This window comes from Cytobacillus gottheilii (assembly GCF_900166665.1).
GTDB lineage: Bacteria > Bacillota > Bacilli > Bacillales > Cytobacillaceae > Cytobacillus > Cytobacillus gottheilii_A.
On the sequence record NZ_LT800494.1, the window covers coordinates 4510737 to 4530501 of the forward strand.

At 37.0% G+C, this 19765-nt stretch carries 15 protein-coding genes and 1 pseudogene; 1 reads left to right on the plus strand and 15 read right to left on the minus strand.

What is annotated here, in order from left to right; genetic code table 11:
• Nucleotides 1-136: 136 nt before the first annotated feature.
• The 4 genes from B7E07_RS22115 to xylA all read right to left on the minus strand — a co-directional run bounded on the left by B7E07_RS22115 (nucleotide 137) and on the right by xylA (nucleotide 4870).
• A complete protein-coding gene (locus B7E07_RS22115; RefSeq protein ID WP_080848927.1) occupies nucleotides 137-754 on the minus strand; it encodes a YesL family protein in 618 nt (205 codons plus the stop codon).
• An 84-nt stretch (nucleotides 755-838) separates the two neighbouring features.
• Nucleotides 839-1879: an aldose epimerase family protein gene (locus B7E07_RS22120; RefSeq protein ID WP_080848928.1), complete on the minus strand. Its 1041-nt coding sequence runs from the start codon at nucleotides 1877-1879 to the stop codon at nucleotides 839-841.
• Between the two features lie 84 nt (nucleotides 1880-1963).
• Nucleotides 1964-3463, minus strand: a complete 1500-nt coding sequence (gene xylB / locus B7E07_RS22125) for a xylulokinase (protein ID WP_080848929.1) — start codon at nucleotides 3461-3463, stop codon at nucleotides 1964-1966.
• A 75-nt stretch (nucleotides 3464-3538) separates the two neighbouring features.
• Nucleotides 3539-4870: a xylose isomerase gene (gene xylA / locus B7E07_RS22130; RefSeq protein ID WP_080848930.1), complete on the minus strand. Its 1332-nt coding sequence runs from the start codon at nucleotides 4868-4870 to the stop codon at nucleotides 3539-3541.
• Nucleotides 4871-5240: 370 nt separating this feature from the next.
• Here xylA and B7E07_RS22135 point away from each other — a divergent pair, with 370 nt between their 5' ends.
• Nucleotides 5241-6392 carry an ROK family protein gene (locus B7E07_RS22135; protein ID WP_176215318.1) on the plus strand — a complete coding sequence of 384 codons (1152 nt, stop codon included), beginning with the start codon at nucleotides 5241-5243 and terminating at the stop codon, nucleotides 6390-6392.
• Nucleotides 6393-6477: 85 nt separating this feature from the next.
• Here the strand turns inward: B7E07_RS22135 and B7E07_RS22140 are convergent, their stop codons facing one another.
• From B7E07_RS22140 to merR, 11 genes and pseudogenes are all read right to left on the minus strand, one after another.
• Entirely contained in the window at nucleotides 6478-7464 is a 987-nt protein-coding gene (locus B7E07_RS22140) for a glycoside hydrolase family 43 protein (protein WP_080848932.1), read from the minus strand.
• Nucleotides 7465-7654: 190 nt separating this feature from the next.
• Nucleotides 7655-7972: pseudogene (locus B7E07_RS22145) on the minus strand (redoxin domain-containing protein); the annotation flags it as partial.
• A gap of 15 nt (nucleotides 7973-7987) precedes the next feature.
• Nucleotides 7988-8155 carry a hypothetical protein gene (locus B7E07_RS23870; protein WP_176215267.1) on the minus strand — a complete coding sequence of 56 codons (168 nt, stop codon included), beginning with the start codon at nucleotides 8153-8155 and terminating at the stop codon, nucleotides 7988-7990.
• A 938-nt stretch (nucleotides 8156-9093) separates the two neighbouring features.
• Nucleotides 9094-9891, minus strand: coding sequence for a phosphonate ABC transporter, permease protein PhnE (gene phnE / locus B7E07_RS22155; RefSeq protein ID WP_139785689.1), 798 nt, complete (start codon nucleotides 9889-9891; stop codon nucleotides 9094-9096).
• Complete coding sequence (gene phnE / locus B7E07_RS22160; protein WP_080848935.1) at nucleotides 9891-10703, minus strand: phosphonate ABC transporter, permease protein PhnE; 813 nt, start codon at nucleotides 10701-10703, stop codon at nucleotides 9891-9893. The genes phnE (B7E07_RS22155) and phnE (B7E07_RS22160) overlap by 1 nt, the downstream gene beginning before the upstream one ends.
• Entirely contained in the window at nucleotides 10700-11473 is a 774-nt protein-coding gene (gene phnC, locus B7E07_RS22165) for a phosphonate ABC transporter ATP-binding protein (protein ID WP_080848936.1), read from the minus strand. Before phnC ends, phnE (B7E07_RS22160) begins: the two co-directional genes overlap by 4 nt.
• 189 nt (nucleotides 11474-11662) lie before the next feature.
• A complete protein-coding gene (gene phnD, locus B7E07_RS22170; protein WP_080848937.1) occupies nucleotides 11663-12625 on the minus strand; it encodes a phosphate/phosphite/phosphonate ABC transporter substrate-binding protein in 963 nt (320 codons plus the stop codon).
• Between the two features lie 288 nt (nucleotides 12626-12913).
• Nucleotides 12914-13261, minus strand: a complete 348-nt coding sequence (locus B7E07_RS22175) for a DUF2200 domain-containing protein (RefSeq protein WP_080848938.1) — start codon at nucleotides 13259-13261, stop codon at nucleotides 12914-12916.
• 3901 nt (nucleotides 13262-17162) lie between these two features.
• Complete coding sequence (locus B7E07_RS22180) at nucleotides 17163-17618, minus strand: NUDIX domain-containing protein (protein ID WP_026682622.1); 456 nt, start codon at nucleotides 17616-17618, stop codon at nucleotides 17163-17165.
• Nucleotides 17619-17650: 32 nt separating this feature from the next.
• Entirely contained in the window at nucleotides 17651-19267 is a 1617-nt protein-coding gene (gene merA / locus B7E07_RS22185; RefSeq protein ID WP_225230588.1) for a mercury(II) reductase, read from the minus strand.
• Between the two features lie 55 nt (nucleotides 19268-19322).
• On the minus strand, nucleotides 19323-19721 hold the full coding sequence (merR, locus tag B7E07_RS22190) for an Hg(II)-responsive transcriptional regulator (protein WP_026682624.1): 399 nt from the start codon (nucleotides 19719-19721) through the stop codon (nucleotides 19323-19325).
• Nucleotides 19722-19765: the final 44 nt, after the last annotated feature.

Below are 19765 nucleotides of genomic sequence, written 5' to 3' on the forward strand. Positions count from 1 at the left end.
AGATCCCTATTCAACATTAAAGGTAGGGACCTTGTTGTACTTATACTCCCTCTAATTAATATAATATGAAAGCAACAATAAAAAACCCGAATGATTATAAAAATGATCCATAACCATCCGGGTATGTCCCAGCTCCTTATATCATCTGCTTCTTCTTAACCTTCTTAAAGACCAAATAGCAAGCAGCCATCAAAATGGCAGCTGTCATACTGCCGCCAAAGAAAAACCCTAATCCTGGTATGAACTTTACCACTAATGCTACAGCAGCCACTCCCGAAATCATCACTAGGTTTTCTATTGGATGAAGCAGCATCATCAAGAATGAATTTTTAATAATTTGCACTAGTGTTAACTCAAAGTGAACATAGACAGGGAACATATAAAAAATAGTTATACCTGCCACAAACATAAACATATATACAGGGACTTGAATAATACCAAAGAAACCACTTCCCGCATTTTGTATAATAACTAAATTAAGTATAATCAGTCCCAGCACGAAGATTGTGATAGCTCCTAAAGAATTGCTTTTCATAAATTCAGACTTATAGGTGTTCCAGAAGGTCTGAAAAATCGGAATGTCAGCATCACCCATTATCCATTTGCGAACGACCGTAAACATCGAGACAGTTGCTGGAAAGATCCCAAAAACTACTAGACCAGCCAGCGAGAAACCAATCCATAATAGGTTAACGTATGCAAATTTTGTGATCCATTCTGTTGCAGCATAAGCCCGGGTTGCCGTTTTATTCATTATACCCACTCCTATATACCGATCTCGGCGAATCATTCCCAATGGATCCGACGAGTTCTGACAAACTGTCCACCGCTTTTCTTATTAATCTACCATTAATCCAAACTTATAATGGGTTACAGAAGTATACCGCTGCCCTTTATCCAAAATGATAGATGCAAAATTGGCATGATGTATAGCATCAGGCAATCCTTGTGTTTCCAGACTTATTCCTAAATACTTTTGAGAAGGCACACCCTGAAAGTCTTTTTCAGATTGCAGCATATTACTAGTATAAACAATAACGGCCGGTTCATCTGTTTCAACGGTTAAAGTTCTTCCACTCTCTTTTTCCTTAAGCACAATTTCGTTATCATGATTTGTATTCAGTAAAAAAGGATGATCATATCCATTCCCTACTAAGACATTTTGCCGATAGTTAGAGGTCACTCCTGTTTCAATCAGGTTCTCCCGTCTGAAATCAAAGGGTGTATTTGCTACTCCAGCTTTATGGCCAGTTGGGATAAAGTCTTGATCCAGCTCTAGGAATTCATCACTTTTTAAAGTTAACGTATGGTTTAAAATATTCCTCTTAGCATCCCCGCTTAAATTAAAGTAGGAATGATTGGTTACCGTTAACAATGTCTTCTGATCCGTTACAGCCTCATAATGGATAGAAAGTTCATTATTATGATTAAGGGTGTATGTTACCTTAATTGTCAGGTTCCCCGGGTATCCCTCTTCACCATCCTTACTTACATAAGAAAAGCATACGCCTCCTTCAATAATTTCAGCATCCCATACAACCTTATCAAACCCTTTTTTCCCGCCATGAAGATGATGTGTGCCGTCGTTTTGCATCAAGGTATATTCTTTTCCGTCTAACTCAAAGGAGCCACCTTTAATGCGTCCCCCAACTCGTCCGACAATCGCTCCTAAATAATTTGTGTCACTTAAGTAGTCTTCCAGTGTTTCATAGTTAAGTACAATATTCTCATAATGATTATTTTTATCCGGTACTATGATGCGTGTAATCGTACAGCCATAATTAATAACAGTCACTTCTACCCCTTGATCATTGATGATGGTATATGAAAAGACTGACTGCTGATCTAATTGTCCGTAGCTTTCTTTGATGACCTGCATAAATATTCCCTCCTTTTAAACGAATACGGCACCTCTCATAATGAAAAGAAATCCCCGCAAAAGTGGGGATAGAATGATAGATGACTATTTTCTTAAGGCTTTTAATTGATCATTAAGTGACTTTGTCTGAGAATACACCTGCTGATACACTGCAAAGATTTCTTTATACACCTTTACATTCTCTGGTATTGGATCATACGTTTTTGCACTTTGAATGAACACATCAGCACAATCTTTTAAAGATGTAAACCAGCCGCTTCCATATGCAGCCAGCATGGCAGCTCCCATACCTGGACCCTGCTCATTGTTCAGCTTTTCAACTTTGGAATTAAAGATATCAGCCTGCATCTGCAGCCATATTTCATTTTTAGCACCGCCGCCAATAGAGATAATTGAATCAATCGATTTGCCGCTGCTTCTAAATAGTTCAATAGAATCATTTAACGAAAAAGTAATTCCTTCAAGTACTGCACGAACAAAATGCTTTTTTTCATGGGCCGCATCTATGCCAATAAAACTGCCGCGTATGGCTGAATCTGCATACGGAGTTCGCTCCCCAGCGATGTATGGTGTAAATACTAATCCATTACTGCCAGGCGAAACTTGATTCAAATCTTTTAAAAGCTCATCAAAATCCTCATTTTTAAAAAAGGTATCTTTAAACCAGCTTAAACTATATCCTGCAGCCAATGTCACACCCATAGTGTAATAAGCATTTTCTTCCCCGTGGTTAAAGTAATGGACCTTACCGTCAAAATCCAAATCATTCTTTTCTTCATAAGAAAGAACCACCCCGGAAGTTCCAATACTGCATAAGGTTTTTCCATCTTTTAAAATCCCAGCTCCAATGGCACCGCAAGCATTATCCGCACCACCTGCAAACACTTTTGTCGCTTCTGATAAACCCGTTTGGCTGGCAAACTCTGATTGAATCGTTCCAACATACGCATGTGACTCCACTAATGGCGGACATAGCTTAAGCGGAATCTCAAAAAGATTTAATAACTCAGAGCTCCATTTTCTTTTCGCCACATTTAATAATAAAGTTCCAGCTGCATCAGAGTATTCCGTGTGCATGTTTCCTGTCATCCGAAACCGTAAATAATCCTTCGGCAGCATAAAAGTATATGCTCTTTGATAAATTTCAGGCTCATTCTCTTTAACCCAAAGAATCTTCGGCAAGGTAAAGCCTTCAAGCGCAGGATTCTTTGTGATCTCTAATAACGTCTGTTTGCCGACCGCCTCATAGATCTGCTTACATTGCTCCGTTGTTCTTGTGTCATTCCAGAGAATAGCATTTCTAAGCACTTCCTTGTCTTGATCCAGCAAAACAAGGCCATGCATCTGGCCAGAGAAGCTAATACCCTCGATATCATTCACATCTCCGTCAAAATGCTCGATTAACTCCGCTAATCCAGCCGTTGTTTTCTCCACCCATTCCTCAGGGTTTTGTTCACTATAACCCGATTTTTCAATGATAAGAGGATAAGGTTTAGATATTTCTTTACATACTTCTCCTTGCTGATTAACTAGCAGGATTTTTACCGCGCTAGTACCAAGATCAATGCCGATTACATATTTCATTTCTATCACCCTTTTTAAAGAAATGTGCTGGAATGATAAACCCCCAGCACATTTCTATTCGCTTATTAAAATAAATTAAGCATTTACACCAGCAAGAGTTTCTAGTAAATACTGATTAATTACAGCCTTTAAGCGCTCTGTTCTTCCTGATTGATTTTTAATTTCGTTTAATTGAAGTGCATAAGCCTCTAGTTCGCGGAAGTTTGTTCTGCCTTCCACAATATCTAAACCGATTCCGCTTGTATAACTGCTGTACCGCTCATCAATGAATTGATCAAGCACTTTATCTTCAATCAATTTATTTGCCACTTTTAGACCGACTGCAAAAGCATCCATTCCTGCAATATGTGCATGGAAAAGATCTTCCGGCTCGAACGAACCTCTTCTTACTTTAGCATCAAAGTTTAATCCGCCGCTGCCTAAACCGCCATTTTTCAAAATTTCATACATCGCTAAAGTATTTGTATATAAGTCTGTCGGAAATTCATCTGTATCCCACCCTAAAAGGGTATCTCCCTGATTGGCATCAACAGAACCCAGCATCCCATTAATACGGGCAGTTCTTAATTCATGCTCAAATGTATGCCCAGCAAGTGTAGCGTGGTTTGCTTCTATATTAAACTTAAATTTGTCTGTTAAATCATATTTCTGCAAGAATGCCAAGCCAGTTGCCACATCAAAATCATACTGATGCTTCGTTGGCTCTTTTGGTTTTGGCTCAATTAAGAACGGAACATCTAGACCAATCTCCTGCGCATAGTCTACTGCCATATGGAAGAAGCGTGCCAAATTGTCCTGTTCAAGTTTCATATCGGTGTTCAGAAGTGTTTCATATCCTTCACGCCCACCCCAGAATACATAGTTTTCAGCACCAAGCTCTTTTGCAACCTCAAGACCTTTTTTCACTTTTGCAGCTGAATATGCAAAAACATCTGCATTTGGAGAAGTAGCAGCTCCATGAGTATATCTTGGATTTGTAAACATATTCGCTGTATTCCATAGTAATTTGGTTCTGCTTGTTTTCATGTAATCTTGAATCATCCCAACAATACGATCGAGATTTTCATTTGTTTCTTTTAAAGTGCTGCCCTCTGGAGCAATATCCACATCATGGAAAGCAAAAAATGGAACGTTCAACTTCTCAAATAATTCAAAGGCAGCCTCCACACGTGCTTTTGCTAAATCTAATCCATGAAATCGGTCCCAAGTACGTACCGCCGTACCAGCCCCAAATGGATCTGATCCATCAGCAGTAAATGTATGCCAATATGCCACTGAATAACGCAGGATTTCCTCCATTGTTTTCCCATTAATCTTTTCTTCTGGATTATAATACTTGAACGCAAAAGGGTTTTTAGAAGCAGAACCTTCATATCTAATTTTGTTAACGTTTTCAAAATAAACCATGGGAATATTCCTCCTATTGTTTTATTAAACAAGTAATCTAATAATGACAAATGAAATATATGCCATTTGTTAAATATATTATAGCATCGCCATCTTAGTTTGTATACATAATAAACTAAGTTTCTATCTTTACCATTCACCGAAACTCGCAAACTTCTTTACAGTATTATTAGAGTTACATTTTTCTTACTATTAGTAGGAATGTCGTAACTACATAGAGCAACAACAAGAAGATTAACCAGCATTTTCATTTATAACACCCAAGTAATATTGAGATACTCACATATCCAAAGTTGGTATATCTGATAAACAAACATTTATGATAAAATACTATTACTAGCTAATAAGGAGTTTTTTACAAGTGGAAACCATGACATGGAATCAGCAGGTCGTTAAGAAAAACAATAAAGCACTCGTATTAAAAATCATTATTGAAAAAGAACAGATTTCAAGAGCAGACATTGCTCAAGTTTCAGGATTAAACAAGACAACCGTGTCTTTATTAGTAAATGAACTATTAGAAGAAGAACTGATCTTCGAATCCGGACCAGGAATCTCCAGCGGCGGACGCCGTCCTGTTATTCTCCATTTTAATAAAGAAGCCGGCTATACCATTGGTGTGGATATCGGGGTCAACTATGTATTATGCGTTCTTACCGATTTGCAGGGAAAAATAATAATTGAAAAAAATCAAAGTGTTCAGCGTACTCCCTATTCAGGAATCATTAGCATTGTTCAAACGATGATTCAAGCTCTATTGGAAGAAATGCCTGCCAGCAAGTACGGTGTTGTCGGTATTGGAGCTGGCGTGCCTGGTATTGTCAACGGTGAAGGGACGATTCTTCTCGCTCCGAATTTAGGCTGGACCAATATTCAGTTAAAGGACGATCTTGAAAAAATGTTCCAAATACCTGTCATCATTGAAAACGAAGCAAAGGCAGGAGCTGTAGGTGAGCAGCAATTTGGTGCTGGCCAAGACTTTCAGAACATCATTTATATAAGTGCTGGTATCGGCATTGGTGTGGGCATTATTTTTAATAAGCAGTTATATCAAGGAAAAAACGGATTTTCAGGTGAAATGGGACATATGGTTATACAAATGAACGGCAAACGCTGTAATTGCGGCAGCCGAGGGTGCTGGGAAGCATACGCTTCTGAACAGGCCTTACTGGAAATGGCCGGGCAAAACGCGGAGAGCTTAGAACAATTGATACAACTAGCAGATAAAGGGGACCAGACAGCACGAGATCTTTTTAAGGAAGCAGGAAATTACTTAGGATATGGCATCAATAATATCATTAATACCTTTAACCCTGACCAAATTATCCTCGGTAACCGCATGGCAATCGCAAAGGACTGGATTGAAGAATCCATACAAACAACGATTGAACAGCACACCCTTCCATATCATAAAAGAGAGATGCAATTTACTTTCTCTACATTGAGTAAATACTCCACTGTCTTAGGTGTATCAGCATTTGTTGTAGAAAATTTCCTTAAAGGAGAAGCTAAAACCTCATGATTTTTCATATGGGGTTTTTGCCTCTCTTTTCTTTTATTAATTAAAAAAGCTGACTCCATTTAAGGACGTCAGCCATATACGAAGCTTATTTATCGCCATAAGGATTAATCGTTTGAATCATTCCGTTCTGATCATAGCTCAGCTCTGTATATTTCACTGAGCGCTTATGGTCCACACCACCCGATAATGAGCAATCATGATAGAACAAATACCATTTTTCTTTATATTGAACAATTGAATGATGAGTAGTCCAGCCTGATACAGGAGTTAAAATCGTACCTTTGTATTCAAATGGACCGTATGGACTTTCACTGGTTGCATAAACAATTTTATGGGTTGTTCCTGTTGAATAGGATAGATAATAGAGACCATTGTATTTATGAAGCCACGGACCTTCAAAATATCTGCGATCCTCATCTCCTGCCAGAATCGGGTTTCCGTTTTCATCTACAATAGATATTTCCTTCGGTTCACCTTTAAAATTCAGCATATCATCGCTTAATTCAGCAACAATTGGGCCTAGGGCAGGTTCTGAAGGGTCTGGACCTTCTCCATCTTGTCTGAAATTTCCAGTCTGCCATTTTTCCATCTGTCCTCCCCAAAGACCCCCAAAATACATATAAGCGCTTTCATCTTCATCCACAAACACCGCCGGGTCAATACTAAAGCTTCCTGGAATATAATTTTCTTCTGGTTTAAATGGGCCTTCTGGTCTCCTGCTTGTTGCAACACCAATCCGAAAAATACCATCATGATCTCTCGCTGGGAAAAATAAGTAATAGGTGTCATTTTTATAAGCAGCATCTGGTGCCCAAAGCTGTTTACTCGCCCAAGGAATATCTCTTAAATGAAGCGCCTCACCGTGGTCTGTACACTCTCCGCCAATTTCATCTAATGATAATACATGGTAGTCTTCCATCTTATATTGATCACCATTGTCATTAGATGGTTCGTCATGCTCAAGATCATGTGAAGGATAAATATAAAGTTTTCCTTCAAATACATGTGCAGAAGGATCTGCAGTAAAGATATGCCTTACTATAGGCTCGTTAAATTTAGGATTGTTCGCCATTGTGTTTCCTCCTTAAATTTATTGATCATTACAATTTCATTATATAGCTAGATTAATAACTTTGTATACCCAACAAACTAATTATTATTTAAAATGATCTTCATTTTGCAGAACATTTCGCTGCTTGTTAAGATCAGGCACCATCCAACCTTTTTATGAAACTAAAAAGAGACAGGGGTTTCCCCGTGTCTCAATTTACATTCTCTTTAATATCTTCTACCGTATCCTCAATCTGCTCTCCCCAATGGTCATTTTTCTCTGTGAAAGTGACATTACCCTCTGAGTCAATGATTCCATAGCCTCTGTATGCTGCATCTCCGTTCTTCATATCCATAGCGTCAATTAACTCTAATTCAGGATCGGAAATGAAAGGGAGACTTTGACCGAACTCATCATTTAAAGCCTTATACAATTGAAGCTGTTCCTCTGGAGAATCCTTGCTGATTACGTACATATCAACATCTAAATCTGTTAACAAATCCATATTTTCGTGCAACTGAACTAGTTGCTGTGCGCAAAGTCCTCAGGTGTATGTTGTAATAAAGAAAAATACAGCCGGCTTGTCTGATGGAAATGTAACTTCTTCTTGATTCTGATTCAGAAGTGTCATGGGCTCACTCAGTGACTTTTGTCCACAAGCTGACACTATGAGCATGGCCAAAATGATGGAAAGAAATAATCTTGTTTTCATTTTTATCTCCTTTTGATTTTTCATAATTATTCATTTCTCTGTAGATAACCTGCTGCTTCTATTTCATTCTCTTGATGACTTACAATAAGATCTAATAATAAAAAGGATACATGATTTCCCGCTTAGGTACAATGCAGAAAAAGAGAATAAACTAATTTGGAGTAGTGAAGACTCTTACACTTTTTTGCCATTTAAAATCATATTTGCCTCTTTTAAAGGCAATATTATTTGTATAAGTATAATTACAGAGGGTGTTCAAATGAAAAAGGCAAGTTATTTAAATATAGGAATGGTGCTGCTATCCTGGTTATCCCTTCCTTTACTTGGTAAAAAATCAGTGAAACGGTTTATCCTTTCCTCTCTTCTCATGAGTCTGTATATCATCTTTGAATTTAGATTTGCAGAAAAGAGAAAGTGGTGGTGGTTTCCCATTTCCCTGAAATCAAATTTCCTGGGAGGCTTACCCATTATACTTGGTCCGTTCCTAATTGGTTCTATGTGGATACTAAAATTCACTTATGGGAAGTTTAATTTGTACCTATTAGTAAACCTCATAGTGGATTCTCTCTTTACATACTTTGGCATGGAATGGTTTAAAAAGATCGGTTACGCATCCTTAGTGAGGTTAACTAAGTTTCAATTATCACTCGTTTTTTTAATAAAGTCTTTTGTGTTATATGGTTTCCAGGTTATATTCGAAAAGGTTACACAAGGTATTTCAAAAGAAACCTAAGGATGAGATTTTCTTTATTAAGATAAAAAGCCCCTCTCTTTTTGAGAATGGCTTTTTATATCTCCCGTAAGTTTCGTACAGAAAGTTATTACATATTCAAGGCTTGACCCTTCTATACTATGAAACAATGGTTCATGTTTTGACTAGATAAAAAGCTGACTTGATAAGCTTACCATTAAATCAGCCATTCGATGACAGCATCTTCTTACACAAGTCTTTTCCGTATTTGAGTAGAGATGAGGTCAATGATTGTTACAACTACAATAATCATTAACAATATAAGCCCCATTTCCTCCCAGTTACGATTCATTTTCGCAAATACAATTAGTGTTCCAATTCCCCCTGCCCCGACAATTCCCAGGATGGTTGAAGCACGAACATCAATTTCAAATCGATAAATGGCATAGGAAAGAAATTCTGGTGTAATCTGCGGAAGAATTCCATGAACTAGAATTTGCAGCTTATTCGCTCCGTTCGCTTCCATGGCTTCCACCACATTTGTATCGATTGATTCCAGAACTTCTGAATACAATTTCCCTAGCATGCCTGTAGAACCAATTGCGATGGCAAGGACTCCCGCAAAAGGCTTTGGTCCGACAACAACTATAAATAAAATGGCTAGAATGATATCCGGAAAAGCACGAATTGCACTTAAGATCCATTTTCCAATTGTCGTTAATACTCTGTTATTCGTCATGTTTTGTGCAGCTAAGAACCCTAGAGGAATGGCGATAATGGCTGCCATCAAAGAGCCGGCAAAAGCAATATAAATCGTTTCTACCATGGCTGCCCAAACATCTGATAGTGCTGACCAGTCGGGATCTAAAAGCTTAGGAATAATGCGGGCATAGTTGTTAGCCATTCGATCTAGTGCTTTGGCAAAGTCAATATCGATGCCCATAAATGTCCAAATATAGATCCCTGCTAAAATAATGGCAATAATGATATCTCGAACTGTCTTAAAGGCTGACCGCTTCGGTTTAGGAGGTAAATTATGCATCATTAGACAATCGCCTCCCTTACTTTTGTGCTAATAAATTCAATGATAACAACCAATGCAAAAATGATGATAATAATGCCCATTGCATTCGGATACTCATAGAATTTGATCTGCTGATCCAGAATTTGTCCAATTCCACCGGCACCTACTAATCCTAATACGACGGACGCACGGATATTAATTTCAAAAACATATAGAACAAATGAAGTGAACTGAGGCAATACTTGCGGCACAACTGAATAATATATAGTTTGAATCGTGTTCGCTCCAGATGCCTGCATCGCCTCAAGCGGATTCATATCAATGGATTCTATCGTTTCACTTATTAATTTGGCCAATATACCAAGAGAAAAAATAACAAGTGCGATGATACCTGGTAATGCTCCAATTCCAAACAATGCAACGAAAATAACAGCTAGTACAAGGTCCGGAATCGTTCTTAAAATATTTAATAAAAAGCGGACAATATTATAAAGGACCTTATTGGTTGTAACATTATTAGCTGCCAGTAGGCTTAATGGAACACAGAGGATCCCTGCAACTGTTGTTGCTATAATAGCCATTTGAATTGTTTCAGCTAAAGCTGGCCAAATGGCTTGAAATAAACCTAAATTTGGCGGGAAAAACTTCTGAAATAGCTCTCCCATGTTTCCAAAGCCTTCTATAAATTCAGTGAGTGAAGACTCTGTTTTATAAGAACTAAACAAGTAGAATGCAAGAACAGCAAAGAAAATAAGTGTAATCCGAAACTTTGCTTTTATAGGAATAACAGCAGGTGACTGCGTACTAGTGTTTTTTATTTCTACTTTTGTCATGCCTCAGTCCCTCCGCGAAGATCACCTTCACGTATTGTTCGGCCATAGATTTCTTCAAATGTTTTTTCATTTACTTCTGAAGCAGGTCCATCGAATACTACTTCACCTGCGCGCATGCCTATAATTCGATCCGCATACTCCATTGCCATATCAATAAAATGGAGATTTACGATCGTTGTTATATTATCTTCTTGATTTATTTTTCTTAAATACGTCATCACCTGATGAGAAGTAGGCGGGTCAAGTGATGCAACAGGTTCATCGGCTAAGATATATTTGGGCTTTTGAGTGAGCACGCGCGCGATACTTACACGCTGCTGCTGTCCGCCGCTTAGTTCGTCTGCACGATTGTATATTTTTTCTTCGATATTGACACGCTTAAGACTTTCATAAGCAAGACTGCGGTCTTCTTTACTAAATAAGTTAAAAAGTGAACGCAAAGTGCCTGTGTGACCCAGCCGACCAGCTAACACATTTTTAAAGACATTGGAGCGTTTTACTAGATTGTAATTTTGGAAGATCATGCCGACTTTTGTGCGGAGATTGCGAAGTTTTTTCCCCTTATGGGTTAAGATGTTCTCACTATCAACCAGCAGCTCTCCTTCAGTCGCCGTAACAAGTCGGTTTATGCTGCGTATTAATGTTGATTTACCGGCACCTGAAAGCCCAACAATAACAACAAATTCTCCCTCGTTGATTGTTAAGTTTACATTTTTCAAACCCTTTGTGCCATTCGGGTATGTTAAGGAAACATTTTTAAATTCAATCATTGGTTATAACCCCTTTTATTCTAGGTGTATTCTAACAGCCACAATTCCTGCCCTTTTAGGAATCTTGCTAATTGGTAAGCTACGATTCTGACCAATTGGCATATAGATGAATGCCATGCAATTCAATTAATCCTTTTAGAAGTGTAAAAAGAGAGGAGAAATTGCCTCCCCTCTCCAAGTTATTCAATATTAGTCTAAGCTAATTGAATCTTTAAGTTTTGAGTATGTGTCACGAACAACATCATATTCAGCATCTTCAGCTTCTTCAATTGCATCCCAGCTGTATACATCGTTCATGATTTGAATCATTTCTTCATCTTCATTGAAAGAAAGGAATGTTTCATTAATTTTTGTAACTAGCTCTTCATCTAATTCTTTAACAGTAGAAATGGTATCGTTCGGAATTTCTGAAGTATAGCCAAGAATTTTTAATTTTTCTTCCATATCTGGATAATCTTCAGTTAGTGTAGTACGAACATCATCAAATGTCGTTGCTACATCAGCATCACCATCATAAACTGCAATTGCAGCGGAATCATGGCCGCCAGCCGCAACACCTTCAGAGAAAAATTCAGTTTGCAGTGCTTCAGCAGATGCAATATCAAACTCGCCCATTAATTGTGCTGCAGGGAATAGGAAACCAGAAGTTGAAGCAGCATCTGGATAAGCCCAAATTTTACCTTCTAGATCTTCTAGTGACTCAATGCCGGAATCTGCACGTACAACGTATTGTGCTTTATATGTTCCACTGCCGTGACGAACAGATTTTAATTGTACATCTACACCATATTGCTCATTAGCAAGTACATAAGCAAATGCAGGGATAAAACCAATTTGTACTTCATTTGCACCCATTGCTTCAATTAATGCTGAGTAATCAGTCATTACTTTACCTTCTACCTCAACACCAAGTTCTTCACTTAAACGATCAGCTAACGGTTCAACAGTATCTGCGATTGTATCGGAATCCTGTGATGGTACAAACCCCATTACAAGACTTTCAGGTGTTTCTGCTGTTTCAGTTGCTTCACTTCCATTGTTATCATCTGTTGAATCTCCTGATGTATCTTCGTTACTTGAAGATTCGCCGCCGCAAGCTGCAAGTGTTACTGCTAAAATTGCTATTAGCAAGAAACCAAGAAATTTTTTCATTACTAATTCCTCCCGAAGTGTATGAATTTTGCCTAAAACCTATTATGACTTCGGATATTCTACTTTTCTACCATTTCTGAGTTTTTTTACAATTCATTTACATGGCTTTACATTTGTTAAAATCAGCACTACGATTCTATCTATTGTTACGGAAAGGATTAGGTAGTTTTCCCTATATTTCACACTTGTTCAATTTACAAAACATTTACATTGATAGAGGTTTAAAAAAGAAATAAAAAAACACCGATCTCTTAAAAAGAGTCAGTGTTTCCTCCATTCTAATCATGATTACCGCAGAATCTTTTCCATCTTTTTTCCCTTTGCTAATTCATCAATCAGTTTATCCAAATAGCGAATTTCGCGCATTGTTGTTTCTTCAATCTCTTCGATTCGCACACCGCAGATTACACCTTTTATTAAGGATCTTGATAGGTTCATTTGCGGAGCGGCTTCAAAGAAGTTCTCAAAGTCTGTTTTATTTTCTATTTGCTCTTCTAACTCAGTTTGGCTATAGCCTGTTAGCCAGCGGATAATTTCATCGACTTCTTCTTTTGTTCGTCCCTTTTTCTCTGCCTTTGTCACATAATGGGGATAGACACTTGCAAAACTAGTCGTATAGATTCGGTGCTTAGTCATTGATACACCCTCACTTATATGTTTTCAACTAGTATATCATGATTAAAGCCTTCTTAAACGACTATACAGCTTCCTATTACTCCTTAATGCTGCTAATGAAAACCTTCTAGTTGAGGAGTTATTATCTGCCGATACAAGTAATCGATCTCATTTCTACAACCAAAATAAAGATACGCCTCTCCAAGCAATATATCAATCTGTTTTGAATTCAGAATTGAGAATCAAGAAAAATCCTTATCCGAACTGAATAGTGATTCAACAAATTTGAAGCGTGGAAGGGAAAAGTGTATGAATTACTAAAAGGGGTATTTCAGCGTTTTTATTGGAAATAATTTTAATAAAATAAAAACCAGTACCATTTAAGGAGGCGATTACTATGGCATCAACCTTTGCTATGTGTATGAACTGTGGTTGTAATGAAGAAGATGTAGAGGTATACAAGTGTTATGATTGCAATAAAACATATTGTTATGTATGTGCAAACTCTGGTTTCTTTTCAACTAATTGCCCTAACTGCAATAGCGGTGGTACAAGACTAGGCAAAATTATATAGATGTACTTTTGCCATAATAAAAAACTGTGCAATAAAAAGAACAGTTAATTCAAATGCCAAGTTTGCTATTTTTATTGAATTTATTGTGTAACTTCTTTCCTCCGTTAGATTTTTTAAACAAAAAAAGAATCGTGATAAAGTGCCGAGGCACATATCACGATTCTAAATTACATAGATTGATTTATATATTATGTCACACGATAATAAAATCCTGTGTCATTTTAAGTTAAAAACTGTGACATTTTATATTAAAATCCACAATAGCTTTTTATTGCCCTGCTAAAAAGTCCTTCCCCGTCTTCCTCTCCCTCTCACTCCCCTCAAACCCTTGCGACTCTAAGCCCCACCCTTCTTATCTTGCCTTTTTTCTTCATTCCATTCTGCTACATAGTTCTTCCCCAAAACCCCCATTTTCGCCCTCTTTTTTCCGTTCTGGGTCGTATCGAATATTCAGACAATGTTAAAAAGTTCTTCCATAATGGAGGGAAGAATCAAGAGAAAAGATTGAAAAAACACGTTGAGAAATACACGAAAAAGAACTGAAACCCTACGGGTTTATGCAGTGAGGAAAACAACATATTAGAAGAGAGAAAAGAATGAGCAAGGATGATTGAACCCCTACTGGACAAGGGATTGAGGAGATATTGGACAAAACAAAAAGACTGGACCACTATTGGATCCAGCCTGAAATATAATTGATTTTACGATTGAAAAATGATTGAGTACATATTGTTCGCCTGCTCTTTTTTCCTCACTCTTCCTTCCGCTCTGGATACCAACTATTTAACAGTAGCTACCGACTTTTTAGCATGGAGAAGAAGAATAAGACAGCTACATACCAAGTTTGCTATTTTTATTGAATTTATTGTGTAACTTCTTTCCTCCGTTAGATTTTTTAAACAAAAAAAGAATCGTGATAAAGTGCCGAGGCACATATCACGATTCTAAATTACATAGATTGATTTATATATTATGTCACACGATAATAAAATCCTGTGTCATTTTAAGTTAAAAACTGTGACATTTTATATTAAAATCCACAATAGCTTTTTATTGCCCTGCTAAAAAGTCCTTCCCCGTCTTCCTCTCCCTCTCACTCCCCTCAAACCCTTGCGACTCTAAGCCCCACCCTTCTTATCTTGCCTTTTTTCTTCATTCCATTCTGCTACATAGTTCTTCCCCAAAACCCCCATTTTCGCCCTCTTTTTTCCGTTCTGGGTCGTATCGAATATTCAGACAATGTTAAAAAGTTCTTCCATAATGGAGGGAAGAATCAAGAGAAAAGATTGAAAAAACACGTTGAGAAATACACGAAAAAGAACTGAAACCCTACGGGTTTATGCAGTGAGGAAAACAACATATTAGAAGAGAGAAAAGAATGAGCAAGGATGATTGAACCCCTACTGGACAAGGGATTGAGGAGATATTGGACAAAACAAAAAGACTGGACCACTATTGGATCCAGCCTGAAATATAATTGATTTTACGATTGAAAAATGATTGAGTACATATTGTTCGCCTGCTCTTTTTTCCTCACTCTTCCTTCCGCTCTGGATACCAACTATTTAACAGTAGCTACCGACTTTTTAGCATGGAGAAGAAGAATAAGACAGCTACATACCAAGTTTGCTATTTTTATTGAATTTATTGTGTAACTTCTTTCCTCCGTTAGATTTTTTAAACAAAAAAAGAATCGTGATAAAGTGCCGAGGCACATATCACGATTCTAAATTACATAGATTGATTTATATATTATGTCACACGATAATAAAATCCTGTGTCATTTTAAGTTAAAAACTGTGACATTTTATATTAAAATCCACAATAGCTTTTTATTGCCCTGCTAAAAAGTCCTTCCCCGTCTTCCTCTCCCTCTCACTCCCCTCAAACCCTTGCGACTCTAAGCCCCACCCTTCTTATCTTGCCTTTTTTCTTCATTCCATTCTGCTACATAGTTCTTCCCCAAAACCCCCATTTTCGCCCTCTTTTTTCCGTTCTGGGTCGTATCGAATATTCAGACAATGTTAAAAAGTTCTTCCATAATGGAGGGAAGAATCAAGAGAAAAGATTGAAAAAACACGTTGAGAAATACACGAAAAAGAACTGAAACCCTACGGGTTTATGCAGTGAGGAAAACAACATATTAGAAGAGAGAAAAGAATGAGCAAGGATGATTGAACCCCTACTGGACAAGGGATTGAGGAGATATTGGACAAAACAAAAAGACTGGACCACTATTGGATCCAGCCTGAAATATAATTGATTTTACGATTGAAAAATGATTGAGTACATATTGTTCGCCTGCTCTTTTTTCCTCACTCTTCCTTCCGCTCTGGATACCAACTATTTAACAGTAGCTACCGACTTTTTAGCATGGAGAAGAAGAATAAGACAGCTACATACCAAGTTTGCTATTTTTATTGAATTTATTGTGTAACTTCTTTCCTCCGTTAGATTTTTTAAACAAAAAAAGAATCGTGATAAAGTGCCGAGGCACATATCACGATTCTAAATTACATAGATTGATTTATATATTATGTCACACGATAATAAAATCCTGTGTCATTTTAAGTTAAAAACTGTGACATTTTATATTAAAATCCACAATAGCTTTTTATTGCCCTGCTAAAAAGTCCTTCCCCGTCTTCCTCTCCCTCTCACTCCCCTCAAACCCTTGCGACTCTAAGCCCCACCCTTCTTATCTTGCCTTTTTTCTTCATTCCATTCTGCTACATAGTTCTTCCCCAAAACCCCCATTTTCGCCCTCTTTTTTCCGTTCTGGGTCGTATCGAATATTCAGACAATGTTAAAAAGTTCTTCCATAATGGAGGGAAGAATCAAGAGAAAAGATTGAAAAAACACGTTGAGAAATACACGAAAAAGAACTGAAACCCTACGGGTTTATGCAGTGAGGAAAACAACATATTAGAAGAGAGAAAAGAATGAGCAAGGATGATTGAACCCCTACTGGACAAGGGATTGAGGAGATATTGGACAAAACAAAAAGACTGGACCACTATTGGATCCAGCCTGAAATATAATTGATTTTACGATTGAAAAATGATTGAGTACATATTGTTCGCCTGCTCTTTTTTCCTCACTCTTCCTTCCGCTCTGGATACCAACTATTTAACAGTAGCTACCGACTTTTTAGCATGGAGAAGAAGAATAAGACAGCTACATATAATAGAAAAAAGAATAAAGAAACAAGATGAAATAAATATAAAAAGGATAAGCTATCTCGCCCCATTACTTTAAGGTGTGATACTTCACAATATTCTACGTAAACAAAAAAAGGCAATGCTATTATAAAGTAAAGCATTCGCCCCTTGGCTTAATAAGAGAGTTTTATTTTTCAAGTTGACCTTTTACCCCAACTAACTTGTCTTTAATAAAAGGGTCAATCTCGTCAGGTAAATGATCTAATCCAAAAAATTGTGCCTCTATTCCTTGGTTGCTTTCAGGTGTTATTTCTCCTTCGTACTTGGTACATAAATAACCAATTGCAACCGTTTGATACTCGTCTCCACTTTCCTCGACACGATTTATTAATTCCTTTCCTGAATAGACACCAAATAATTTTAACTCTTTTATCTTTAAGCCTATTTCTTGAAAGACTTTTCGTGTAATACAATCCTCAACTGACTCATTTAACTGCAAAATTCCACCCGGAATCCCCCAAGTTGCTCCTGAATATCTACTTAATAATATTTCTCCGTAATGATTAACAATAGCTACACTTGGCCGAACAATAATTAGTGAAGAATTCCCAATCATTTGTCTCATATTTTCACAATAATCCATACATACCTCCGATGATATTAATTTATTTACATTTACCCTGCACAACAAGATAGCTTCGAAACATCTTTATCAAATGTAAGAGCAGTTAGTCTTAGTCCTTCTGCCATTGTTAAATATGGTGCAAGGCTATCTTTTAAATCCTCCACGGTTAAACCAAACTTAACTGCTAATGTCGCTGCATAAATCACATCACCTGCATTTTCAGATACAATATGAACTCCAAGAATTTTTAATGTTTTAGCATCAGCAACAACCTTAAATACACCTGTCGTTTCACGGTTTACTAATGCTCTTGGAACGGAATCTAAAGATAGTACAGATGTTTTTACTTCATAGCCTTGTTCTTTTGCCTTTTTCTCTGTTAAACCAACTGTTGCAATGGATGGATTTATAAATGTGACAGCAGGAAAAACTGATAAATCTAATTTTTTATTTAACCCACCAATCGCATTATCAGCAACAACCCCACCTTCATAGGCTGCTACATATACAAATTGCGGCCCTAATGTTACATCTCCTGCTGCATAAATCTTCTGATTACTTGTTCTGGCATAATCATTTATCAGTATTTCATTTCGTTTTCCGACTTCAACCCCTGCTGCACTTAAATTTAAAGAATCCGTATTTGGTTTTCTTCCTGTTGCAACAAGTAGTTGTTCTGATTCCACAACTTTTTTCTTGCCATCTACCGTTACATAAACCTTTTTTACCGCTCCAACTTGCTCTACACGCTCATAAGTTGCCCCTTTCAAAAGGTTTATACCTTGTTCTGTCAAAACCTTTTCTACAGCTTCTGAAATCTCTGGATCATATTCTTTTAAAAGACAATCACTTCTTTGGATAAGAGTTACTTCTGAACCTAAATTATGAAACAGTTGCCCAAGTTCCAACCCGATATAGCCTGAACCCATTACTGTTAATCGCTTAGGCATCTTTTTTAATTCAAGTAGTGTTGTACTTGTAATATAATCTACTTCTTCAAGTCCTGAAATTGTTGGTATTGATGGTGAAGCACCTGTTGCAATTAAAAAGCGTTTAGCAGAATGTTTCTCCCCATTTACTTCAACTGTATTTTCATCAATAAATTTTGCTTCACCCTTTATTAAATCAATACCATATTCATCAATTAAGTCTATATATTTTTGATTTCGAAGTTCGCTAACTAATTCATCCTTTTGCTTCACCAAAGAGGCTAAATCGACTTCTCCAACAGATGTTTGTAACCCTATAAATGGATTTGCTTTTGCTATATGATTGATTTCTCCTGCTCTAAGAAGTGTTTTTGATGGAACACAACCAACATTCACGCAAGTTCCACCAACAGTTCCACGTTCAATCATCCCCACTTTTGCCCCATATTCAATTGATTTAATGGCAGCAGAAAAAGCTGCCCCGCCTGAACCAATGATAAGTAAATCGTAATCACTTTTAATATCTAACTCTATATCTTTTAGCTTCTGTGTTGAAATATCTTCTATGTCTTCTGGTTGATATTTTGCTTGTTTAATTGCTTGTCTTACATTTTCAGCATTAACATCATCTGGTATTTCAAATACCGATTCACCACGTCTAAAACTGGTTTCGATATTTAAAGCACCTATGTTGGTTAAAGCAGCATAAATATGTTGTTCACAGCCTGTACAGGTCATTCCGTTGATTTTAATCCGATATTTTTTCACCTTTTCTTCCTCCTCTATTTAAAAATCAATCAAAAATCAAAGATTCAACAATAGGACATTGATGTATTGCCTTTTGATCTGGACATCGACTTTTTAAGTCCTTTAACATTGACTCAATACGCTTTAAATCTGCAATTTGTTCTTGAATTTCTAATTCTTTTTTTGATACAAATTCAAATATATTTTTGCAGCGAACTTCATCATTATCGACAACTCCAAGTAATATATATATTTCACTCAATGAAAAGCCAAGATTTTGCAGTCTTTTAATAAATTTTACACGCTTAACATCATCATCTGAATATATCCGATAACCTTCATTCGTTCGGGAAGGATCTTTTAATAATGATTTTTTTTCGTAATACCTAATTGTCTCTTTATTTACACCGGATTTTTCGGCAAACACACTAATTCGGTAACTCAAATTATTCACCCCTATAAACATAATAAACCGTGTACTAAGGTACA